At 72.8% G+C, this 15,780-nt stretch carries 19 protein-coding genes and 2 pseudogenes; 10 read left to right on the top strand and 11 right to left on the bottom strand.

Features of this window, described 5'->3' with window-relative positions:
- Positions 1-11: 11 nt before the first annotated feature.
- On the top strand, positions 12-899 hold the full coding sequence (locus tag ACGFMK_RS35360) for a DUF427 domain-containing protein (RefSeq protein WP_392772742.1): 888 nt from the start codon (positions 12-14) through the stop codon (positions 897-899).
- 2 nt (positions 900-901) lie between these two features.
- Complete coding sequence (locus ACGFMK_RS35355; protein WP_392772739.1) at positions 902-1,618, top strand: SDR family oxidoreductase; 717 nt, start codon at positions 902-904, stop codon at positions 1,616-1,618.
- A gap of 22 nt (positions 1,619-1,640) precedes the next feature.
- On the opposite strand, the gene ACGFMK_RS35350 is transcribed toward ACGFMK_RS35355, so the two are convergent.
- Entirely contained in the window at positions 1,641-1,976 is a 336-nt protein-coding gene (locus tag ACGFMK_RS35350; RefSeq protein ID WP_392772827.1) for a hypothetical protein, read from the bottom strand.
- 250 nt (positions 1,977-2,226) lie between these two features.
- Here ACGFMK_RS35350 and ACGFMK_RS35345 point away from each other — a divergent pair, with 250 nt between their 5' ends.
- Both ACGFMK_RS35345 and ACGFMK_RS35340 read left to right on the top strand, forming a co-directional pair.
- Positions 2,227-2,367, top strand: coding sequence for a hypothetical protein (locus ACGFMK_RS35345; protein ID WP_392772736.1), 141 nt, complete (start codon positions 2,227-2,229; stop codon positions 2,365-2,367).
- On the top strand, positions 2,367-2,783 hold the full coding sequence (locus tag ACGFMK_RS35340; RefSeq protein ID WP_392772733.1) for a VOC family protein: 417 nt from the start codon (positions 2,367-2,369) through the stop codon (positions 2,781-2,783). The genes ACGFMK_RS35345 and ACGFMK_RS35340 overlap by 1 nt, the downstream gene beginning before the upstream one ends.
- A gap of 99 nt (positions 2,784-2,882) precedes the next feature.
- On the opposite strand, the pseudogene ACGFMK_RS35335 reads toward ACGFMK_RS35340, so the two are convergent.
- The 6 genes and pseudogenes from ACGFMK_RS35335 to ACGFMK_RS35310 all read right to left on the bottom strand — a co-directional run.
- Positions 2,883-2,984: pseudogene (locus ACGFMK_RS35335) on the bottom strand (siderophore-interacting protein); the annotation flags it as partial.
- A gap of 71 nt (positions 2,985-3,055) precedes the next feature.
- Positions 3,056-3,238: pseudogene (locus ACGFMK_RS35330) on the bottom strand (siderophore-interacting protein); the annotation flags it as partial.
- A 57-nt stretch (positions 3,239-3,295) separates the two neighbouring features.
- Positions 3,296-4,309 (bottom strand): pentapeptide repeat-containing protein, encoded by a 1,014-nt coding sequence (locus tag ACGFMK_RS35325; protein ID WP_392772731.1) that lies wholly within the window; start codon positions 4,307-4,309, stop codon positions 3,296-3,298.
- Between the two features lie 41 nt (positions 4,310-4,350).
- Positions 4,351-5,487: an iron-containing alcohol dehydrogenase family protein gene (locus ACGFMK_RS35320; protein ID WP_392772728.1), complete on the bottom strand. Its 1,137-nt coding sequence runs from the start codon at positions 5,485-5,487 to the stop codon at positions 4,351-4,353.
- 2 nt (positions 5,488-5,489) lie between these two features.
- On the bottom strand, positions 5,490-6,995 hold the full coding sequence (locus tag ACGFMK_RS35315) for an aldehyde dehydrogenase family protein (RefSeq protein WP_392772726.1): 1,506 nt from the start codon (positions 6,993-6,995) through the stop codon (positions 5,490-5,492).
- The gene (locus tag ACGFMK_RS35310) at positions 6,983-8,092 is read right to left on the bottom strand and encodes a mandelate racemase/muconate lactonizing enzyme family protein (protein WP_392772724.1); all 1,110 of its coding nucleotides are present in this window, start codon (positions 8,090-8,092) and stop codon (positions 6,983-6,985) included. Before ACGFMK_RS35310 ends, ACGFMK_RS35315 begins: the two co-directional genes overlap by 13 nt.
- Positions 8,093-8,186: 94 nt before the next feature.
- Here ACGFMK_RS35310 and ACGFMK_RS35305 point away from each other — a divergent pair, with 94 nt between their 5' ends.
- A complete protein-coding gene (locus ACGFMK_RS35305; protein ID WP_392772721.1) occupies positions 8,187-9,005 on the top strand; it encodes an IclR family transcriptional regulator in 819 nt (272 codons plus the stop codon).
- Positions 9,006-9,098: 93 nt separating this feature from the next.
- Complete coding sequence (locus ACGFMK_RS35300; RefSeq protein WP_392772718.1) at positions 9,099-9,320, top strand: hypothetical protein; 222 nt, start codon at positions 9,099-9,101, stop codon at positions 9,318-9,320.
- A gap of 63 nt (positions 9,321-9,383) precedes the next feature.
- Here the strand turns inward: ACGFMK_RS35300 and ACGFMK_RS35295 are convergent, their stop codons facing one another.
- Both ACGFMK_RS35295 and ACGFMK_RS35290 read right to left on the bottom strand, forming a co-directional pair.
- Positions 9,384-9,518, bottom strand: a complete 135-nt coding sequence (locus ACGFMK_RS35295; RefSeq protein WP_392772716.1) for a hypothetical protein — start codon at positions 9,516-9,518, stop codon at positions 9,384-9,386.
- On the bottom strand, positions 9,518-9,820 hold the full coding sequence (locus ACGFMK_RS35290) for a hypothetical protein (RefSeq protein ID WP_392772713.1): 303 nt from the start codon (positions 9,818-9,820) through the stop codon (positions 9,518-9,520). The genes ACGFMK_RS35295 and ACGFMK_RS35290 overlap by 1 nt, the downstream gene beginning before the upstream one ends.
- Positions 9,821-9,949: 129 nt before the next feature.
- On the opposite strand from ACGFMK_RS35290, the gene ACGFMK_RS35285 reads away from it, so the two are divergent.
- The 3 genes from ACGFMK_RS35285 (at position 9,950) to katG (ending at position 13,195) form a co-directional block, all read left to right on the top strand.
- Positions 9,950-10,432 carry a pyridoxamine 5'-phosphate oxidase family protein gene (locus tag ACGFMK_RS35285; protein WP_392772710.1) on the top strand — a complete coding sequence of 161 codons (483 nt, stop codon included), beginning with the start codon at positions 9,950-9,952 and terminating at the stop codon, positions 10,430-10,432.
- Between the two features lie 74 nt (positions 10,433-10,506).
- A complete protein-coding gene (locus ACGFMK_RS35280) occupies positions 10,507-10,938 on the top strand; it encodes a Fur family transcriptional regulator (RefSeq protein ID WP_392772709.1) in 432 nt (143 codons plus the stop codon).
- 28 nt (positions 10,939-10,966) lie between these two features.
- The gene (katG, locus tag ACGFMK_RS35275) at positions 10,967-13,195 is read left to right on the top strand and encodes a catalase/peroxidase HPI (protein ID WP_392772706.1); all 2,229 of its coding nucleotides are present in this window, start codon (positions 10,967-10,969) and stop codon (positions 13,193-13,195) included.
- Between the two features lie 34 nt (positions 13,196-13,229).
- Here katG and ACGFMK_RS35270 read toward each other — a convergent pair whose 3' ends face one another.
- The gene (locus ACGFMK_RS35270; protein WP_392772704.1) at positions 13,230-14,129 is read right to left on the bottom strand and encodes a TIGR03620 family F420-dependent LLM class oxidoreductase; all 900 of its coding nucleotides are present in this window, start codon (positions 14,127-14,129) and stop codon (positions 13,230-13,232) included.
- 102 nt (positions 14,130-14,231) lie between these two features.
- Here ACGFMK_RS35270 and ACGFMK_RS35265 point away from each other — a divergent pair, with 102 nt between their 5' ends.
- Positions 14,232-15,110, top strand: a complete 879-nt coding sequence (locus ACGFMK_RS35265; RefSeq protein ID WP_392772701.1) for a LysR family transcriptional regulator — start codon at positions 14,232-14,234, stop codon at positions 15,108-15,110.
- Here the strand turns inward: ACGFMK_RS35265 and ACGFMK_RS35260 are convergent.
- A complete protein-coding gene (locus tag ACGFMK_RS35260; protein ID WP_392772698.1) occupies positions 15,100-15,744 on the bottom strand; it encodes a TetR/AcrR family transcriptional regulator in 645 nt (214 codons plus the stop codon). The two genes, ACGFMK_RS35265 and ACGFMK_RS35260, sit on opposite strands and share 11 nt — an antisense overlap.
- Positions 15,745-15,780 lie beyond the last annotated feature (36 nt).

Genomic DNA, 15,780 nt, shown 5'->3' with positions numbered 1-15,780 from the left:
AGGGGCAGGTCATGGGACTGGCATGGCAGCAAGGACCGCTCTCGGAGCGTTCGGTCGGGCACTTCCTGGTGCCGCGGCCACTACCCGAGCGGCTGCTGTTCGCCGAGCCGCTCCGCCGCCGGATGCGCGTGCGCTTCGGCGGGCAGTGGGTCGCCGACAGTGAAGACGTCGTGCTCCTGCACGAGCCGAACCGCTACCCGGTGGCCTACTTCCCGCGCGCCGACGTGACCGAGGGCGTGCTCGATGCCGAGCCGCGCACGACGCCCCACCGCGACCTCGGCCCGGCCGCCTGGTTCACCGTGCGGGCGGGCGAACGGGAGGCGCCGCGGGCGGCCTGGCAGTACACCGGGCTGCCGGACCACGCCGGCGTCCTGCGCGACCGTGTCGCCTTCGCCTGGCGGGCGATGGACGCCTTCTACGAAGAAGACGAGCGGATCCTCGGGCACGCGGCCGACCCGTACCACCGCGTCGACATCCGGCAGACGTCCCGGCACCTCGTGGTGCGCGACGGCGACCGCGTCGTCGCCGACACCCGGCGCCCCGTGGTGCTCTACGAGTCCGGCTTCGCCCCGCGCTGGTACGTGCCACGCGAAGACATCGACCAGTCGGCCCTGGCCCCGGTCGAGGGCCAGACCTTCTGCCCCTACAAGGGATTGGCCGGCTACTTCGACATCGGCTCGCGCAAACGTGCCGCCTGGTCCTACCCCGAGGCCTGGCCCGAGGTGGCCCGGGTGTCCGGGTTCGTCTCGTTCGAGCCGGACGTCGTCGACGTGTGGCTCGACGACCGGAAGCAGGCCCTCGAACCGGGCCAGGCCGTGACCCCGCACGGCGTCGACCGGGGCCTCGATCCCGGCGAACTGCGGTCGCGCGCCGCGGGCGTCCTCACCGGAACGGAGTGATCATGTCCACCCCCTTGAAAGACCGTCGCGTGCTCGTCGTCGGCCGCGGCAGCGGGATCGCCCGCGCCGTCACCCTGGCCCTGCGCGAGGCCGGCGCCACCGTCGTCGTCGCCGGCCGCGACCAGGACGCCCTCGCCGCGGCCTACGACGACCCGGGCGTCACGGCCGAGCAGGTCGACCTCACCGAAGAAGCCGGCGTCGCCGCGCTGGCCGAGCGGCTGGGCCGGGTCGACCACGTGGTGTCGACGGCGTCGGCCCGGGCCCGCGGCGCGCTCGGCGACCTCGGCCACGACACCGTGCTGAAGTCGTTCGAGGTCAAGGTGCTCGGCCCGATCCTGCTGGCCAAGTACCTCGCGCCCCGCATGCCCGAGGACGGCGCGTTCGTCTTCTTCTCGGGTTCCTCCGCCCGCAAACCCGCACCGGGCATGCTCGCCGTGGCCGCGACCAACGCGGCGGTCGACGTGGTGACCCGCGGCCTCGCGGTCGAGCTGGCGCCGATCCGCGTCACCGCGGTCTCGCCGGGCACGGTCGACACCGGCGCCTACGACGGCCTCGGCGCGGAGAAGAAGGCCGCGCTGTTCGCGGCGCGCACCGCCGGCAACCCGGCGCGCCGGATCGGCCGGCCCGAAGACGTCGCCGACGCGGTCGTCTTCGCACTCACCGCCGGCTTCCTGACGGGCGTGACACTCGGCGTCGACGGAGGTGAGCCGCTCGTCTGAACCCCGCCCGGGAGAAGCGCGCTCAGTAGTCCATGTCCGGCCCGGCGAGCTCCGGCACCGCGTGGTCGACACCCGTGGCCTTGCTGCCCAGGGCGGGCACGGGGTGGCCGGGGAGTGCGGCCAGGTACGCGGAATGGGCCTCGAGCGAGGCGACACCGCGGCGCAGCGGCTCGCCGGTGACGTCCACCCCGCGGGTGACGTTCGGGTAGCCGGGGAGACCGGGGAAGGCGTTCCAGCGCACGTCGCGCGGTTCGAGCTCGCCGATCTGCTCCGGGAAGACCCACCGGTTGGCCGCGTCCCGCAGGGCGTCGAGGGTCGCGAGGGCCACCACCCGGCGGTCGGCGTGGGTGAAGCCCATCGGCGTCTGATGTCGCGGCGCAGATCCAGGCCGTAGACGCCGCCTGCTGCTCGGCCAGGCGCAGGCGGGCCGTCTCCTCGAGCGGGTTGGGCATGCCTGCCTCGCCCCGGACAGGCCGTACTCCATGTCGTCGAGGTGCGCGACGACGCAGAGCACACGCTGGAAGGCGTCCTCGGCCAGGCCCGGCATCCTCCCGCGCGGCGATCTCCGAGACCACCGAAACGACCTCGAACCGCAAGGAGGAGTACTCATGTCCCCGTTGACACCGGCCGGCGCCGTCACACCGGAAGCCGCCTTCGTCCCGGCCGTGTACGTGCCGCGGCGGCGGCCCACGCGGAAACCCGCGCTGCTCGCGCGCGTGCGTCGCCGCCTGGCCAAGGGCGGTGCCTGATGGACTACCGCATCGAAGTCGTCACCCTGCCCGTCGCCGACGTCGACCGGGCGGCCCGCTTCTACACCGAGCGGGCCGGCTTCACCCCGGACGTCGACTACCGGCCGAACGACGAGTTCCGCGTCGTGCAGCTGACCCCGCCCGGATCGGCGTGCTCGATCCAGTTCGGCACCGGCCTCACCGACGCGGCCCCCGGTTCGGCCCGCGCGAACTACCTGGTGGTGGCCGACATCGAAGCCGCGCACCGCGAGCTGGCCGGCCGCGGCGTCCCCGTCAGCGCAATCCGGCACAAGAAGTCCGCGGACTGGCAAGGGGACTTCGCGCCGGGACCGGATCCGCGGCGGCGGGACTACGCCAGCTTCCTGGACTTCGCCGACCCGGACGGCAACACGTGGATCGTCCAGGAACGCCGGTGACTCAGTGCCGTGCCTTCCCGTAACCGCAGGACATGATGTCGTTCGCCGGGCGGGGCATCGAGAGCCTGCCGGGTCTTCGGCGTCGGGCAGCTCGATCAGGGCGTGCCCGGTGGCGTCGCGGGGGAGGGAGGCCGGTACGCCCGCGATCGCCGGCAGGCCGGTTTCGTCCGCGACGAGGAGCGACTTCTCGCGGCCGGGCACCGGGATCGCGAAGGCGTCACCCCGCGCGCCCAGCCGCGCCCAGGTCGCTGCGGAGCCGTGGAGGACAAGCCGACGTCGAGCCCGGGGCCGTCGGGCAGGTGGGCGCGGACCGAACAGGTGCGCAGCATCGGCCGGCTCGTCTTGGCGATGGTCGGGTACTTCGCGTACGCCAGCGCGCTGAGCTTGTGCGGCAGCCGGTCGAGGGACCCCTCGGCCACCGGGATGAACAGCCGGAACCACTGGTCGAACCCCATCGGCGTGAAAGGAACCGAGGTCGTCCTGCCCGATCGTCACCCGCGTGAAGCGGCCGATCACCACCAAGCCGCGATCGTGCTCGCGTCGTGGGTGGCCCTTTCGACATTCGTCGCGGCGTCGTGCCGGGCGCCGGTGAGGTCGACCCCGACGAGGGTGGTGCCGCTGAGGTCGGCGGCCGAAAGGTCGGTGTCCGTCAGCTTGACGTGGTCGATCGTGCCCAGCAGCCTCGCCTCCCGGAGGTTCGCTCCGGACAGGTCGGCTCGGTCGTAGAAGAAGAGCCCGGACAGTTCGGCGCCGGCCAAGTCGGCGTGGGCGAGCCGGGCGTCGTCCAGGTTGGCCAGGTTTCCGTGCACCCCGGCGAGGTTGGCGCCCGACAGGTCCGCTCGCATCAGGAGCAGGCGGGTGAGGTCGGCGTACGGCGCTCTGATCCCGGTGAGACACGTCTGCTGCAGGTCGGCGGCGAAGGCCTTGCCGCCTTCGCGGGAAACGTCGCGGCGGGTCAGCACGAGGAACGCCGCTTCGACGTCCGCGGGCGTCTTCGGGCACGGCTGGGCGAGGTCCGCGCGCGGACTGGACGTGCGGATGAACGCCGCGAGCACCTCGACGATGGTCTGCTGGTCCCTCGGTGAGTCGACGGCGAGCCGCTCCAGCGCGAAGATGCCGCCCATGCGGATCTGGAGGTGGTCCGCGCCGGGCGAGCCGAGCTGGTCGACCGCCTTGGTGTAGCGGTCGGTGATCTGGCCCTGTTCGGCGATCCCGATCTGGTCTCGCGTCGCGCCCAGCGAAAGGGCGGTGAAGATCAGCGCGCCCAGCGCGGTGAACGCCGTGATCAGGCCGGCGATGTGCGTCCAGCGACCGCCGCGGTCGTCCGGTGCGGGGTGCGGGGCGCGCCCGCGCAGCCCGATCACCGCGGCGGCGACGGCGAGCACCCCGGCGACGAGGACGAGCCACCAGGCGCCCAGCCAGGCCATGACGGCGCTCCAGGAGAAGCCGTCGCGCAGAAGAACGGCGGCGAGCAGAGCCGCGACGGCGGCCGCGGCCAGTAGCGCGCTGAGACGACGTCGGTCCACGCCGGATTAGTCGCCGACGGCACCAGTGGTGCTACACCGCGTCAGAACACCGAACGCAGCAGGTCCACCGCCTCCGCCTCGGACGGCTGCCGCGGGGCGTTCTTCGTCACCGCGTCGGCCAGCGCGCCCGCCGCGATCGCGGGGACCAGGTCCGTCGTGACACCCAGTTCGCGCAACGGGCGCTTGATCCCGAGCGCGCCCGAGACCTCGCGGACCGCCGCGATCGACGCCTCCGCCCAGCCCGGCTCCGGCGTCACGTGGAGCGCGCGGCCCACCGCCTCGAACGCGGCTTCGGCCGCCGGCGCGCTGAAGGCCAGCACCTCCTCGAGCACCGCCGCCAGCGCGACACCGTGGGGGGTGCCCGTGTGCGCCGTCAGCGCGTGCCCGAGGCCGTGGACCAGGCCGAGACCGGACAGCGTCAGCGCGTGCCCCGCCAGGTGGGCCCCGAGCATCAGCTGCGACCGCGCCTCCAGGTCGCCGCCGTCGCGGTGGGCGACCGGCAGCCAGCGGCCGATCAGCGTGACCGCCTGGGCCGCGTAGGCCGCCGACACCGGGCTCGACCCGCGCGAGGCGAGCGATTCGATGCCGTGCACGAGCGCGTCCAGGCCGGTGGCCGCGGTCACCGCCGGCGGCAGGCTGATGGTGAGTTCCGGGTCCAGCACCGCGATCCGCGGTTTCACCGACGGGTGGCCGATGTAGACCTTCCGGCGCGCGCACGGGTCCTCGGTGACACCGAAGCCGTTGGTCTCGGCGCCGGTGCCCGACGTCGTCGGCACGGCGATCAGGGGCAGCCCGGCCCGGGCTTCCCACAGCCGGTCCGCGTCGGCGGCGGCCGCGCCGGGGTTGCCGGCCAGCAGCGAGATGCCCTTGGCCGCGTCCAGTGCCGAGCCGCCACCGAGGGCGATCACGGCGGCGTCGCCGAACTCGCGCAGCCGCGCGGCGCCGCGGTCGAGCTCGGCCGTCGACGGGTTCGGGCCGACGTCCTCGTGGACGGCGTGCTCGAGCCCGGCCGAGGCCAGGATCTTCTCGACGCGCCCGACGATCCCGGTGGCCCGCAGGCCGCGGTCGGTGACCACGAACGCGCGGGTGCGGGTCAGGGTGTCGACGTAGGCGGGCAGGTCGGTGACGACCCCCGGGCCGAACTCGGTCCGGGCGGTCGGTTCGATGCTGAGTCGCACGGCTAGTCCTCCGGGAGCGCGAGCCAGGTGGTCTTGAGAGCGGTGTAGGCGTCCAAGGCGTGCAACGACTTGTCGCGCCCGGCGCCGGTCGCCTTGAAGCCGCCGAACGGGGTGATCACGTCGCTGGCGTCGAAGGTGTTGATCCACACCGTCCCGGCGCGCAGCCGCCGCGCGACGCGGTGGGCGGTGGTGACGTCCCGCGTCCAGACCGACGCGACCAGCCCGAAGTCGCTGTCGTTGACCAGCCGGACGCCCTCGCCGACGTCCCCGTCGTAGGTGAGCACCGACAGGACCGGCCCGAACACCTCCTCGCGGGCGATGGTCATGTCCGGCCGCACCCCGTCCACAATGGTCGGTTCGAGGTACGTGCCGCCGGTCTCGGCGAGCACGCGGCCGCCGCCGTGGGCGATCGTCGCGCCGTCGGCCCGCGCGCCGTCCAGGTAGCCCAGGACGCGGTCCAGCTGGACGTCGTCGACGAGCGGGCCGAGCACGGTCGCCGGGTCCAGCGGGTCGCCGAGCCGGAACGTCGCATCGGTGATCGAGACGACTTCGGCGAGCAGTTCGTCCTTCAGCGCGGCCGGCACGACCAGGCGCGAACCCGCGTTGCAGGTCTGCCCGGCGTTGTAGAAGATGCCCCACGCGACCGCCTGCGCCGCCGCCGCGAGATCGGCGCCGGGCAGCACCAGCTGCGGCGACTTGCCGCCCGCCTCGACGGCGACCTGCTTGCCGTTGGACTCCCCGGCGTAGACCTGGAACAGCCGCGCGACCTCGGCCGAGCCGGTGAACGCGATCTTGTCGACGTCCGGGTGCCGCCCCAGGGCCTGGCCGACGACCTCGCCGCGGCCCGGGACGACGTTGAGCACGCCGTCGGGCAGCCCGGCCTCGCTCGCCAGCCGGGCCAGCAGCAGCGTGGCCAGCGACGTCTGCTCGGCGGGCTTGACGACGACGGAATTACCGGTGGCCAGCGCCGGGCCCAGCTTCCAGGACGTGATCAGCAGCGCGTAGTTCCACGGGACGACGACGCCGATCACGCCGAGCGGCTCCCGGGTGATCCACGCCAGCGCGTCGCCGGGGGTGGGCGCGACCTCGTCGTAGGTCTTGTCGATCGTCTCGGCGTACCAGGCGATCGTCTCGGCCGCCTTGGTGACGTCGACCCGCCGCGCCTCGCCGACCGGCTTGCCCATCTCGAGGGAGTCGAGCAGCGCCAGCTCGTTCGCGTTGTCCATGATGGACTCGGCCCAGCGCAGGAGCACACGTTTGCGCTCGCGGGGTGCGAGGCCGCGCCACCGGCCGTCCTCGAACGACTCCCGTGCCGCGCGGACCGCCCGGTCGACGTCTTCGGTGCTGCCGCAAGGGATCCGCGTCAGCTCGCGGCCGTCACGCGGGGACGTGCTGGCGAGCGTCGTGTCCGAAGTGGACTCGACTGCCCGGCCGCCGACGAACGGGCGGGTCTCGAAGGTGAGCTTGTCCGCCAGCGCCTGCCAGTCCTGGTGCGTCAGATCCGCCACCGGGCCACCGCCTCCTCGTCCAGTTCGATGCCGAGGCCCGGTCGCGGCGGGACCTCGAGGGTGCCTTCGGGGGTGATCATGAGCGGCTCCGCCAGCATGAAGTCACGCCGCTGCGGCGTCCAGCCGGGTGGGTCCCACGGGAACTCGAAGAACGGCCGGCCGCCGACCCCGGCGGCCACGTGCAGGTTGGCCAGCACGCCGATGCCGTTGGTCCAGCTGTGCGGCGTGAAGGCCCGGTGCTTGAGCTGCGCCACCTCCGCCAGGGTCCGCGCCCGGTGCATGCCGACCGCGAGCACGACGTCCATCTGGTAGACGTCGAGGACGTCGTTCTCCAGGTACCGCAGCAGTTCCGGCACCGAGTGGTGCATCTCGCCGGCCGCGATCCGGACGCCCGGGTTCTCCGCGCGCAGCGTCCGGAAGCCGTCGAGGTCCTCGTAGGGGAGCGGTTCCTCGACCCAGAAGACGTCCAGCTCGGCCAGCCGCCGCACGATCCCGCGGGTCTTGGCGAGATCCGACGCCGGGGCCGTGTCCCCGGCCATCCGCCAGGACTGGTTGAGGTCGACCATGATCGCGAAGTCCGGCCCGAGCGCGTCGCGCACCGCGGTGACGGCGGCGATCCCGTCGGCGACGTGGTCGCGGTCGATGCGGATCTTCATCGCGCGGAACCCGGCTTCCCGCGCCCGCAGCGCGGTCTCGACGCGTTCGGCGGGCGGCTTCAGCTCGGCCGAGGACGCGTACGCCGGGACCGCCTTCGCCGTGTTGCCGAACAGGGTCGCGACCGGCAGGCCGGCGACCTGGCCGATGACGTCCCAGAGCGCGGCCTCCAGCGGCCAGAACCGGCCGCCGTGGAAGTTGGCCGTCTCGATGGCCTTCACGTGCCGCACGATGTCGAGCGGGTCTTCGCCGAGGAAGAGGTCCTTGACGGCGTCGAACCCGGCCATGGTGTCGCCGGACCCGATGCCGGTGACCCCCTCGTCGGTGTGGACGCGCACGATCGTCGCGTCGAAGTGGCGCCGTGGCCGCGGGTCCCACGCCGCGCGCAGCGGCGGGTCGAGGTCGAGCCGCAGCCGGTCCAGGACGATGTCGGTGATCTTCATCGGCCTCGACGTTATGAGCCGCCGCGGGTCGCGGCAAGCGACGGCGGCACATCGCAACGCGCGTTGCGCTGAGGCCAACTGTTAACGTCCGGAGATGACGCTCCCGGACGACGCGGCCCGGCCTCCGGGCCACGGCCTGCGCCGTGACCTGGACCTGCTGGAGGCGCTGGCCTCACCCGAGGCGCAGCGGGCCGGCGGGCTCGGTGTCGTCCGGCTGGCGCAGCTGACCGGCCGCGAGAAGAGCCAGGTCTCGCGGGCGCTCAAGGCCCTCGCCGAGGAGGGCATCGTCGAGCGCGACCCGGACACCCTCGGCTACCGGCTGGGCTGGCGGCTGTTCTCGCTGGTCGCGCGCACGACCGACGATCGGCTGGTGCGCGCCGCCGAGCCGGTGATGCACGCGCTGTCGGCGGACCTGGAGGAGACCAGTCATCTGTGCGTGCTGCGGGAGCAGGAGGTGCTGACGCTGCTCTCGGTGTCCGGGCATTCGTTCCGCGCGCACGACTGGGAGGGCCGCGGCGTCCCCGCGTACTGCACGTCGGCGGGGCGCGTCCTGCTGCTCGACGCGAGCCCGGACGAGCTGTACGTCCGCTTCCCGGACTTCGACGCCGGCGACCCGCGCTCGGAGGTCCGCACGCTGCCGCAGCTGTGGGCGAAGATCCAGGAGTGCCGCCGCGACGGCTTCGCCGGCGTCCACGAGGAGTTCGAGGAGGGCCTGGCCGGGGTGTCGGCCCCGGTCCGCGACTTCCGCGGCCGCGTGGTGGCGGCGCTGAACGTCTCGGCCCCCGCCGCCCGGCTGGCGGACCGGCTCGAGGCCGCGGGCCGCAGCACCGCGGAGGCGGCCGCGCAGGTGTCGGAACACCTGGGCTTCTCGGCCACGCACAAACCCCTGCCACCCCGGACCCGGCTCACCTGAGCGCTGTCCCTTGTGGACCCGAGTTGACGTGGTGACAGGGCTTGTCGCCGGATCGACCTTGGGTGCCGAGCACGCACACCTGAGGCGGCAGCCATGGACCGAACCATCCCGGGCCACCGGCGACGAACGCCGCGAAAGAAGGAAGCGCAGACGTGGGCCTCGGATTCGAGCACCGAACCGACCTCGGCGCAGCAGGAGAACGCGCGGCTCAAGGCCACCGTCGCGGACCTGCAGAAGCAGCTCGGCGAACGGCAGGCGCCGGCAACGACCGGGACAGCGGTGCGGCAAGCGGGCACCATCTCTTCGCCGCGATGAAGGTCACCCGGGTCGAAGAGGCCGCCGCGACCCTGGAAGTCACGACCTTCGAAACCTGAGCTCTCAGCCCTTCGCGGGCGGTGCCAGCTGCGCCAGGTGCTCGGTGATCTCCGCCAGCAGGCCGGTCGCGGCTTCGCCCAGGGCCGCCAGCTCGGCGAGTGTCTGGCGAGCGGCCGGGGTGTCGGTCGTCGGGGGCATCAGATCTCCTGGAGGGCGTCGGCGAAGGCGGTGTGCACCCGGAGGTACTCGTCGAGGGGGACCGTCGTGACCGCCCATTCGTGCCAGCGGATGTGGGCCTGGCCGACGCCGAGCTTCGCGGCCGTGGCCACGCTCACCGGGTCGGCGCCGGCGAGGATCGCGCGGTGCAGCAGCGGCGGCGTCGAACGCCGGGCGAGGTCGGCCGCGGCCGAGTAGCGCGCGAGGTCGGCGAGGGGATCGCCGCCGTCCGGACGTCGCTGCTGCGGGGGTACCCGGCGGGCGCCGGACAGCACGCTGGTCATCAGGCAACTCCTGGGAGGGCGGTAAAACCAACTCGAACGGTAACCGGTTACCCGGCCCCTTCCGGGGTAAACGCCGCCGCTGGTGATCTCCGTCTCACCGGATCGGGGGTGGTGCGGCAGGATGGCCCGATGACCGACGACCTCCGGGCCCACGCGCGGGCGCTCATCGACGCGAACCTCTACCTGACGCTGGGCACGACGGACCCGGATGGCCGCCCGTGGCTGGCCCCGGTCTACTTCGCGCCGTCCGGTGACCGGACGTTCCTCTGGGTCTCCGACGTCGGGGCGCGCCACTCCCGCAACCTCGCCGAGCGCCCGGCGGTGAGCCTGGTCGTCTTCGACTCGACGGTCGCGCCCTACCACGGCCGCGCGGTCTACGCGTCCGGTGAGGCCCGGGCGCTGGCGGGCGACGACCTCGACCGCGCTCTCGGGAGCTACCCCCGGCGCGACGGCCGGGGCGCGTCGCCGATCGGCCTCGACGACGTGATCGAACCGTCGTCGTACCGGCTCTACGAAGTGGCGGTGACGGAGATGTGGGTGCTCTGCCCGCGCGAGCCCGGCGAGCTGTGCGCACTGCACGGCCGGGGTGACGATCACCGGGCCGAGCTGTAGCGGTCAAGACCCGGATGGGTGGCTTCGGCGAACTCAATCTTGATTCATTCAAGATTATCGGGCAGACTCGCCGCGTGCCCACCACTTCGGAGTTCGAGCGGATGCTGCGCGGGGCCTCCCTGCGCGTCACGCGTCCACGGCTGGCGGTGCTGACCGCGGTACACGTCCACCCGCACGCCGACACCGACTCGATCATCGGGGTCGTGCGGGACGATCTCGGTGAAGTGTCCCACCAGGCGGTCTACGACGTCCTGCGGGCACTCACCGGCGCCGGGCTGCTCCGGCGCATCCAGCCACCGGGCTCCGTGGCGCGCTACGAAGCCCGGGTCGGCGACAACCACCACCACGTCGTCTGCCGGTCCTGCGGGGCCATCGCCGACGTCGACTGCGCCGTCGGCAGTGCGCCCTGCCTGACCGCGTCCGAAGCCCACGGCTTCGTCATCGACGAGGCCGAGGTCGTCTACCGGGGCCTGTGCCCCGACTGCTCCACCGCGCCCAGTTCCTGAACACCGTTTGATTCCCGGAAGGATCCCTGTGTCTGACAGCCCTGACGCCGTTGTTGGCGAGATGAACGAGGAGACCGCGGGCGGCTGCCCGGTCTCGGCCGGGCGTCGCAACCACCCGACCGAGGGCGCGGGAAACCGCGACTGGTGGCCGAACCAGCTCAACCTGAAGATCCTGCGCAAGCACCCCGCCGTGGCGAACCCCATGGGCGAGGACTTCGACTACGCCGCCGAGTTCAAGACGCTCGACCTCGACGCGCTCGCCGCGGACGTCGACGCCGTGCTGACCACGTCGAAGGAGTGGTGGCCCGCCGACTTCGGGCACTACGGGCCGTTCATGATCCGCATGGCGTGGCACAGCGCCGGTACCTACCGCATCGACGACGGCCGCGGGGGAGCGGGCGCCGGCATGCAGCGCTTCGCGCCGCTGAACAGCTGGCCGGACAACGGGAACCTCGACAAGGCGCGCCGGCTCCTGTGGCCGGTCAAGAAGAAGTACGGCAAGAAGATCTCGTGGGCCGACCTGATGATCTTCACGGGCAACCGCGCCCTGGAGACCATGGGCTTCAAGACCTTCGGCTTCGCCGGCGGCCGCGCCGACGTGTGGGAGCCGGACGAGGACGTGTACTGGGGCCCGGAGCGCACCTGGCTGGGCGACGAGCGCTACACCGGTGACCGCGACCTCGAAAACCCGCTCGCCGCGGTTCAGATGGGCCTCATCTACGTCAACCCCGAAGGCCCGAACGGCAACCCGGACCCGCTGGCCTCGGCCCGCGACATCCGCGAGACGTTCGGCCGGATGGCGATGAACGACGAGGAGACCGTCGCCCTCATCGCCGGTGGCCACACCTTCGGCAAGACCCACGGCGCGGCCGACCCCGACGAGCACGTCGGCCCGGAGCCCGAGGGCTCGGCCCTCGAGGAGCAGGGTCTCGGCTGGAAGAACACCTTCGGTTCCGGCAAGGGCCGCGACGCCATCACCAGTGGTCTCGAGGTCACCTGGACCTCGACGCCGACGCAGTGGAGCAACCAGTTCTTCGACAACCTGTTCGGCTACGAGTGGGAGCTGTCGAAGAGCCCGGCCGGCGCCCACCAGTGGGTGGCCAAGGACGCCGAGGACACCATCCCCGGCCCGGAGGCCGGTGACCCGGCGCGCAAGCCGACGATGCTGACGACCGACCTGGCGCTGCGCTTCGACCCGGTCTACGAGCAGATCTCCAAGCGCTTCCACGAGAACCCGGACCAGTTCGCGGACGCCTTCGCCCGCGCCTGGTACAAGCTCACCCACCGCGACATGGGCCCGATCCAGCGCTACCTCGGCCCGCTGGTGCCGCAGGAAGAGCTGATCTGGCAGGACCGCGTCCCCGCCGTCGACCACGAGCTGGTCTCCGACGCCGACGTGGCCGACCTCAAGGCCAAGCTGCTCGACTCGGGCCTGACCGTCGCCCAGCTCGTCTCGACCGCGTGGGCGTCGGCCTCGACGTTCCGCGCCAGCGACAAGCGCGGTGGCGCGAACGGCGCCCGCATCCGCCTCGAGCCGCAGCGCGGCTGGGAGGTCAACGAGCCCGACCAGCTCGCGCAGGTGCTGCGCACGCTGGAGGGCGTCCAGGAGTCCTTCTCCGCCGGTGGCAAGAAGATCTCGCTGGCCGACCTGATCGTGCTCGGTGGCGCGGCCGCCGTGGAGAAGGCCGCCAAGGACGCGGGTGTCGACATCACGGTGCCGTTCACCCCGGGCCGCACCGACGCGACGCAGGAGCAGACCGACGCGGAGTCCTTCGCGCCGCTCGAGCCGACGATCGACGGGTTCCGCAACTACCGCGGCAAGGGCCACCGCCTGCCGTCGGAGTTCCTGCTGATCGACCGCGCGAACCTGCTCAACCTGAGCGCGCCGGAGCTGACCGTCCTCATCGGCGGCCTGCGCGTCCTGGGTGCGAACCACAAGCAGACGTCGCTGGGTGTGCTGACCTCGACGCCGGGTGTGCTGACCAACGACTTCTTCGCGAACCTCCTCGACATGGAGACCGAGTGGAAGTCGACAGCGCCCGACTCGGAGGACCAGGAGACCTTCGAGGGCCGCGACCGCGCGACCGGCGAGGTCAAGTGGACCGGCTCCCGCGCCGACCTGGTGTTCGGCTCCAACTCGGAGCTGCGCGCGCTGGCCGAGGTCTACGCGAGCGACGACGCCAAGGAGAAGTTCGTCCAGGACTTCGTCGCCGCGTGGCACAAGGTCATGAACGCCGACCGCTACGACCTGGTCTGAGCTGACTGATCCACCGCGCCCGCGTCCGGTGCCCTCACCCGAGGGTGCCGAACGCGGGCGCGAGTCGTTCCAGCTCCGCGACGTCGGCGAGGAAGTCGTCGGTGGTCGGGGGCATCAGCAAGACGTGGTCCGCGCCCGCCGCCAGGTGCTCCTGGGCCTTCGCCGCGATCGCGTCCGGGCCGCCGTGGGCGACGACCGCGTCGGCCAGGGCGTCCTGGTCCGCGACGTCGAAACCCAGGCGCTCCATGGCTTTTCCGTACCACGGCAGGCCGAGGCCGGCGGCCACCTTCTCCCGCGCCGCCGCGCGGGCCGCCGCCGGGTCGGTCTCGGTGACCACCGTCAGGCCGACGACCAGCAGCTTGTCCGCGCCCAGCGTCTTGCGCGCTTCGGTCGTGTACGCCGGGGGCAGGTTCGCGGGGTAGGCGCCGTCGGCGGCTTCGCCGGCCAGTGCCAGCATCTTCGGGCCGTTCGCGCCGAGGATCCGCGGGTAGGTCACCGGCGGCGCGGGCGGCCAGGTCTCCGCCGTCATCCGCCCGAGGTAGTCGCGCAGCGTCTTGACCGGACTGCCGTACTCCCGGCCGACCCCGGCGGCCTGCGGCGGGTGGCCGACGCCGATCCCCAGCACCAGCCGGCCCGGGTACGCGTCGGCCAGCTGGGCCGCGCCCGCGTGCAGCGTCTGCGGCTCGCGGGCCCAGATGTTCGCGATGCCCGTGCCGAACGTGAGGCGCTCGGTCGCGGCGAGCAGCACCGCGAGCTGCACCAGGGCGTCCTTGCCGCCGACGACCTCGTTGGTCCAGGCGGCCCGGTAGCCGGCGCGCTCCAGCCGCCGCGCGCCTTCGCGCTGGTCGTCGGCGGAGGGGGAGCGGGTGAACGAGATCGGCAGGTAGACGCCGAGCGGGCCGAGCGCCGCGCGAGCCGTCGTGATGTGGTCCATGCCTCCACGGTGGGGCCGCGGGACCGGGTGCGTCCAATGACTGTTTCGCGTCGCGTGTTGCGATCTGTGCATCACCCCAGTTCACGGCGCTAGACTGAAGGCGTGGACGACCTCGATCTCCGGCTGGTGCGCAGCTTCACCGTCGTCGCCGAGCACCGGCACTTCGGCCGCGCCGCCGCCGAGCTGCACCTGACGCAGTCGTCGCTGAGCCGGCAGATCACCCGGCTGGAACAGCAGGTCGGCGCCAGGCTGCTCGACCGCACCCCGCAGGGCACCCGCCTCACCGAGGCCGGCGAAGCCTTCCTGCCGCTCGCCGCCGACGTTCTGCGCTCGGCCGCCGCGGCGGTGGCCCGGACCCGGTCGATCGCGCGGCCGAGCCGGATCACCGTCGGCTACACCGGAAACCTGATCGTCACCCCGGCGGTCCGCGCCCTGCGCCACCGCCATCCCGAGGCCGACGTGCGGGCGCTGCACCTGCACTGGGAGGAAGCGCGGGCGGCGTTGCTCGACCACCGGGTCGACGCGGCCGTGGTGCGGCTGCCGCTGCCGAGCACCGGGCTGCACGTGACCGTCCTGTACGACGAGCCGCGTGTCCTCCTGATCCCGAGCGACCACCGCCTGGCGGGCAAGGAATCCGTGACGCTGGACGACATCGCCGACGAGCCGCTGCCCCGCGCGTCCGACACCGAGTGGGACGCGTTCTGGCGCGTCGACCCGCGCCCGGACGGCCGCCCGGCGCCCGACGGTCCGCTCATCACCGCCATCGAGGACAAGATCGAGCTGGTGGCGAGCGGTCAGGCGGTGGCGATCATCCCGGCCGGTCCCGCCGTCTTCGGCGGCACCGGCCTGCGCCCGGACCTGACCATCGTCCCGCTGGAGGACGTCGAGCCGGGGCACGTGGCCGTGGCGACCCGCGCGGGCGACCGCAACCGGCTGGTGGCGGCCTTCCGCAAGTGCGCCGAGGCGTGTCTCACCGGGTGAGGCTCTGGTGGCCGAACATCCCGAGCAGCCAGACGTGGCGGACGGCTTCCCGGGCCTGGTCGTAGGCGTCTTCGGTGGCCTGCCAGATGGCCTGGGTGATCAGTTCGATCGTGGCGGCGACCACGGCGCGCGCGGTGAACGGCGGCGGCGCCGGCAGCGCGGGATCGGTGCTGCGCAACCAAAGAACGGTCCGGTCGAACACGGCTTCCCCCGCGCGCAGGACCTCTTCGCGGGCCTGGAGCCCGGCGTCGCCGAGGGCGAAGATCTCGAGCAGCACGGCCCGGACGGCCGTGGGGCGGCGGTGCACGTAGTCGACGAGGAAGTCCCCGCACGCCGCGACCGCCGCGAGCGGGTCCGGGGCCGCGGCGGCCACCGCGACACCCTGGTCGATGAAGTCGTTGCTGAGCACGCGGTACGCCGCGAGGAAGGCGTCCTGCTTGTCGGTGAACTGCTGGTAGAACGAGGTGCGTGAGACGCCCGCGGTCGCCGTGATGTGCCCGACGGTGGTGCCGAGGTACCCCCGGGCGCCGACGTTCTCCAGCACGGCGTCGACCAGCCGGGCGCGCTGCGTGCCGGCGACCTCGTCACGGCTGAGGCTGTGCGGGCCCTTCGGCAGCTTCCGGTGCGCTGTCACGTGCAGACCGTACTGTGCCCGGCCGGAAGACCCGGC

The organism is Amycolatopsis sp. NPDC049252 (assembly GCF_043197175.1).
Taxonomy (GTDB): Bacteria; Actinomycetota; Actinomycetes; order Mycobacteriales; family Pseudonocardiaceae; genus Amycolatopsis.
Note: the sequence above shows the minus strand (reverse complement) of the source record. Positions and strands in the feature narration are given on the sequence as shown.

What these genes read in the sequence shown, in the direction of transcription:
- ACGFMK_RS35310 (WP_392772724.1), bottom strand. Translation starts at nt 8,092, where the DNA reads ATGAAGATCACCGACATCGTCCTGGACCGGCTGCGGCTCGACCTCGAC.
- ACGFMK_RS35290 (WP_392772713.1), bottom strand. Translation starts at nt 9,820, where the DNA reads ATGACCAGCGTGCTGTCCGGCGCCCGCCGGGTACCCCCGCAGCAGCGA.
- ACGFMK_RS35350 (WP_392772827.1), bottom strand. Translation starts at nt 1,976, where the DNA reads ATGGGCTTCACCCACGCCGACCGCCGGGTGGTGGCCCTCGCGACCCTC.
- ACGFMK_RS35360 (WP_392772742.1), top strand. Translation starts at nt 12, where the DNA reads ATGGGACTGGCATGGCAGCAAGGACCGCTCTCGGAGCGTTCGGTCGGG.
- ACGFMK_RS35295 (WP_392772716.1), bottom strand. Translation starts at nt 9,518, where the DNA reads ATGCCCCCGACGACCGACACCCCGGCCGCTCGCCAGACACTCGCCGAG.
- ACGFMK_RS35285 (WP_392772710.1), top strand. Translation starts at nt 9,950, where the DNA reads ATGACCGACGACCTCCGGGCCCACGCGCGGGCGCTCATCGACGCGAAC.
- ACGFMK_RS35300 (WP_392772718.1), top strand. Translation starts at nt 9,099, where the DNA reads ATGGACCGAACCATCCCGGGCCACCGGCGACGAACGCCGCGAAAGAAG.
- ACGFMK_RS35270 (WP_392772704.1), bottom strand. Translation starts at nt 14,129, where the DNA reads ATGGACCACATCACGACGGCTCGCGCGGCGCTCGGCCCGCTCGGCGTC.
- ACGFMK_RS35345 (WP_392772736.1), top strand. Translation starts at nt 2,227, where the DNA reads ATGTCCCCGTTGACACCGGCCGGCGCCGTCACACCGGAAGCCGCCTTC.
- ACGFMK_RS35355 (WP_392772739.1), top strand. Translation starts at nt 902, where the DNA reads ATGTCCACCCCCTTGAAAGACCGTCGCGTGCTCGTCGTCGGCCGCGGC.
- ACGFMK_RS35340 (WP_392772733.1), top strand. Translation starts at nt 2,367, where the DNA reads ATGGACTACCGCATCGAAGTCGTCACCCTGCCCGTCGCCGACGTCGAC.
- ACGFMK_RS35305 (WP_392772721.1), top strand. Translation starts at nt 8,187, where the DNA reads ATGACGCTCCCGGACGACGCGGCCCGGCCTCCGGGCCACGGCCTGCGC.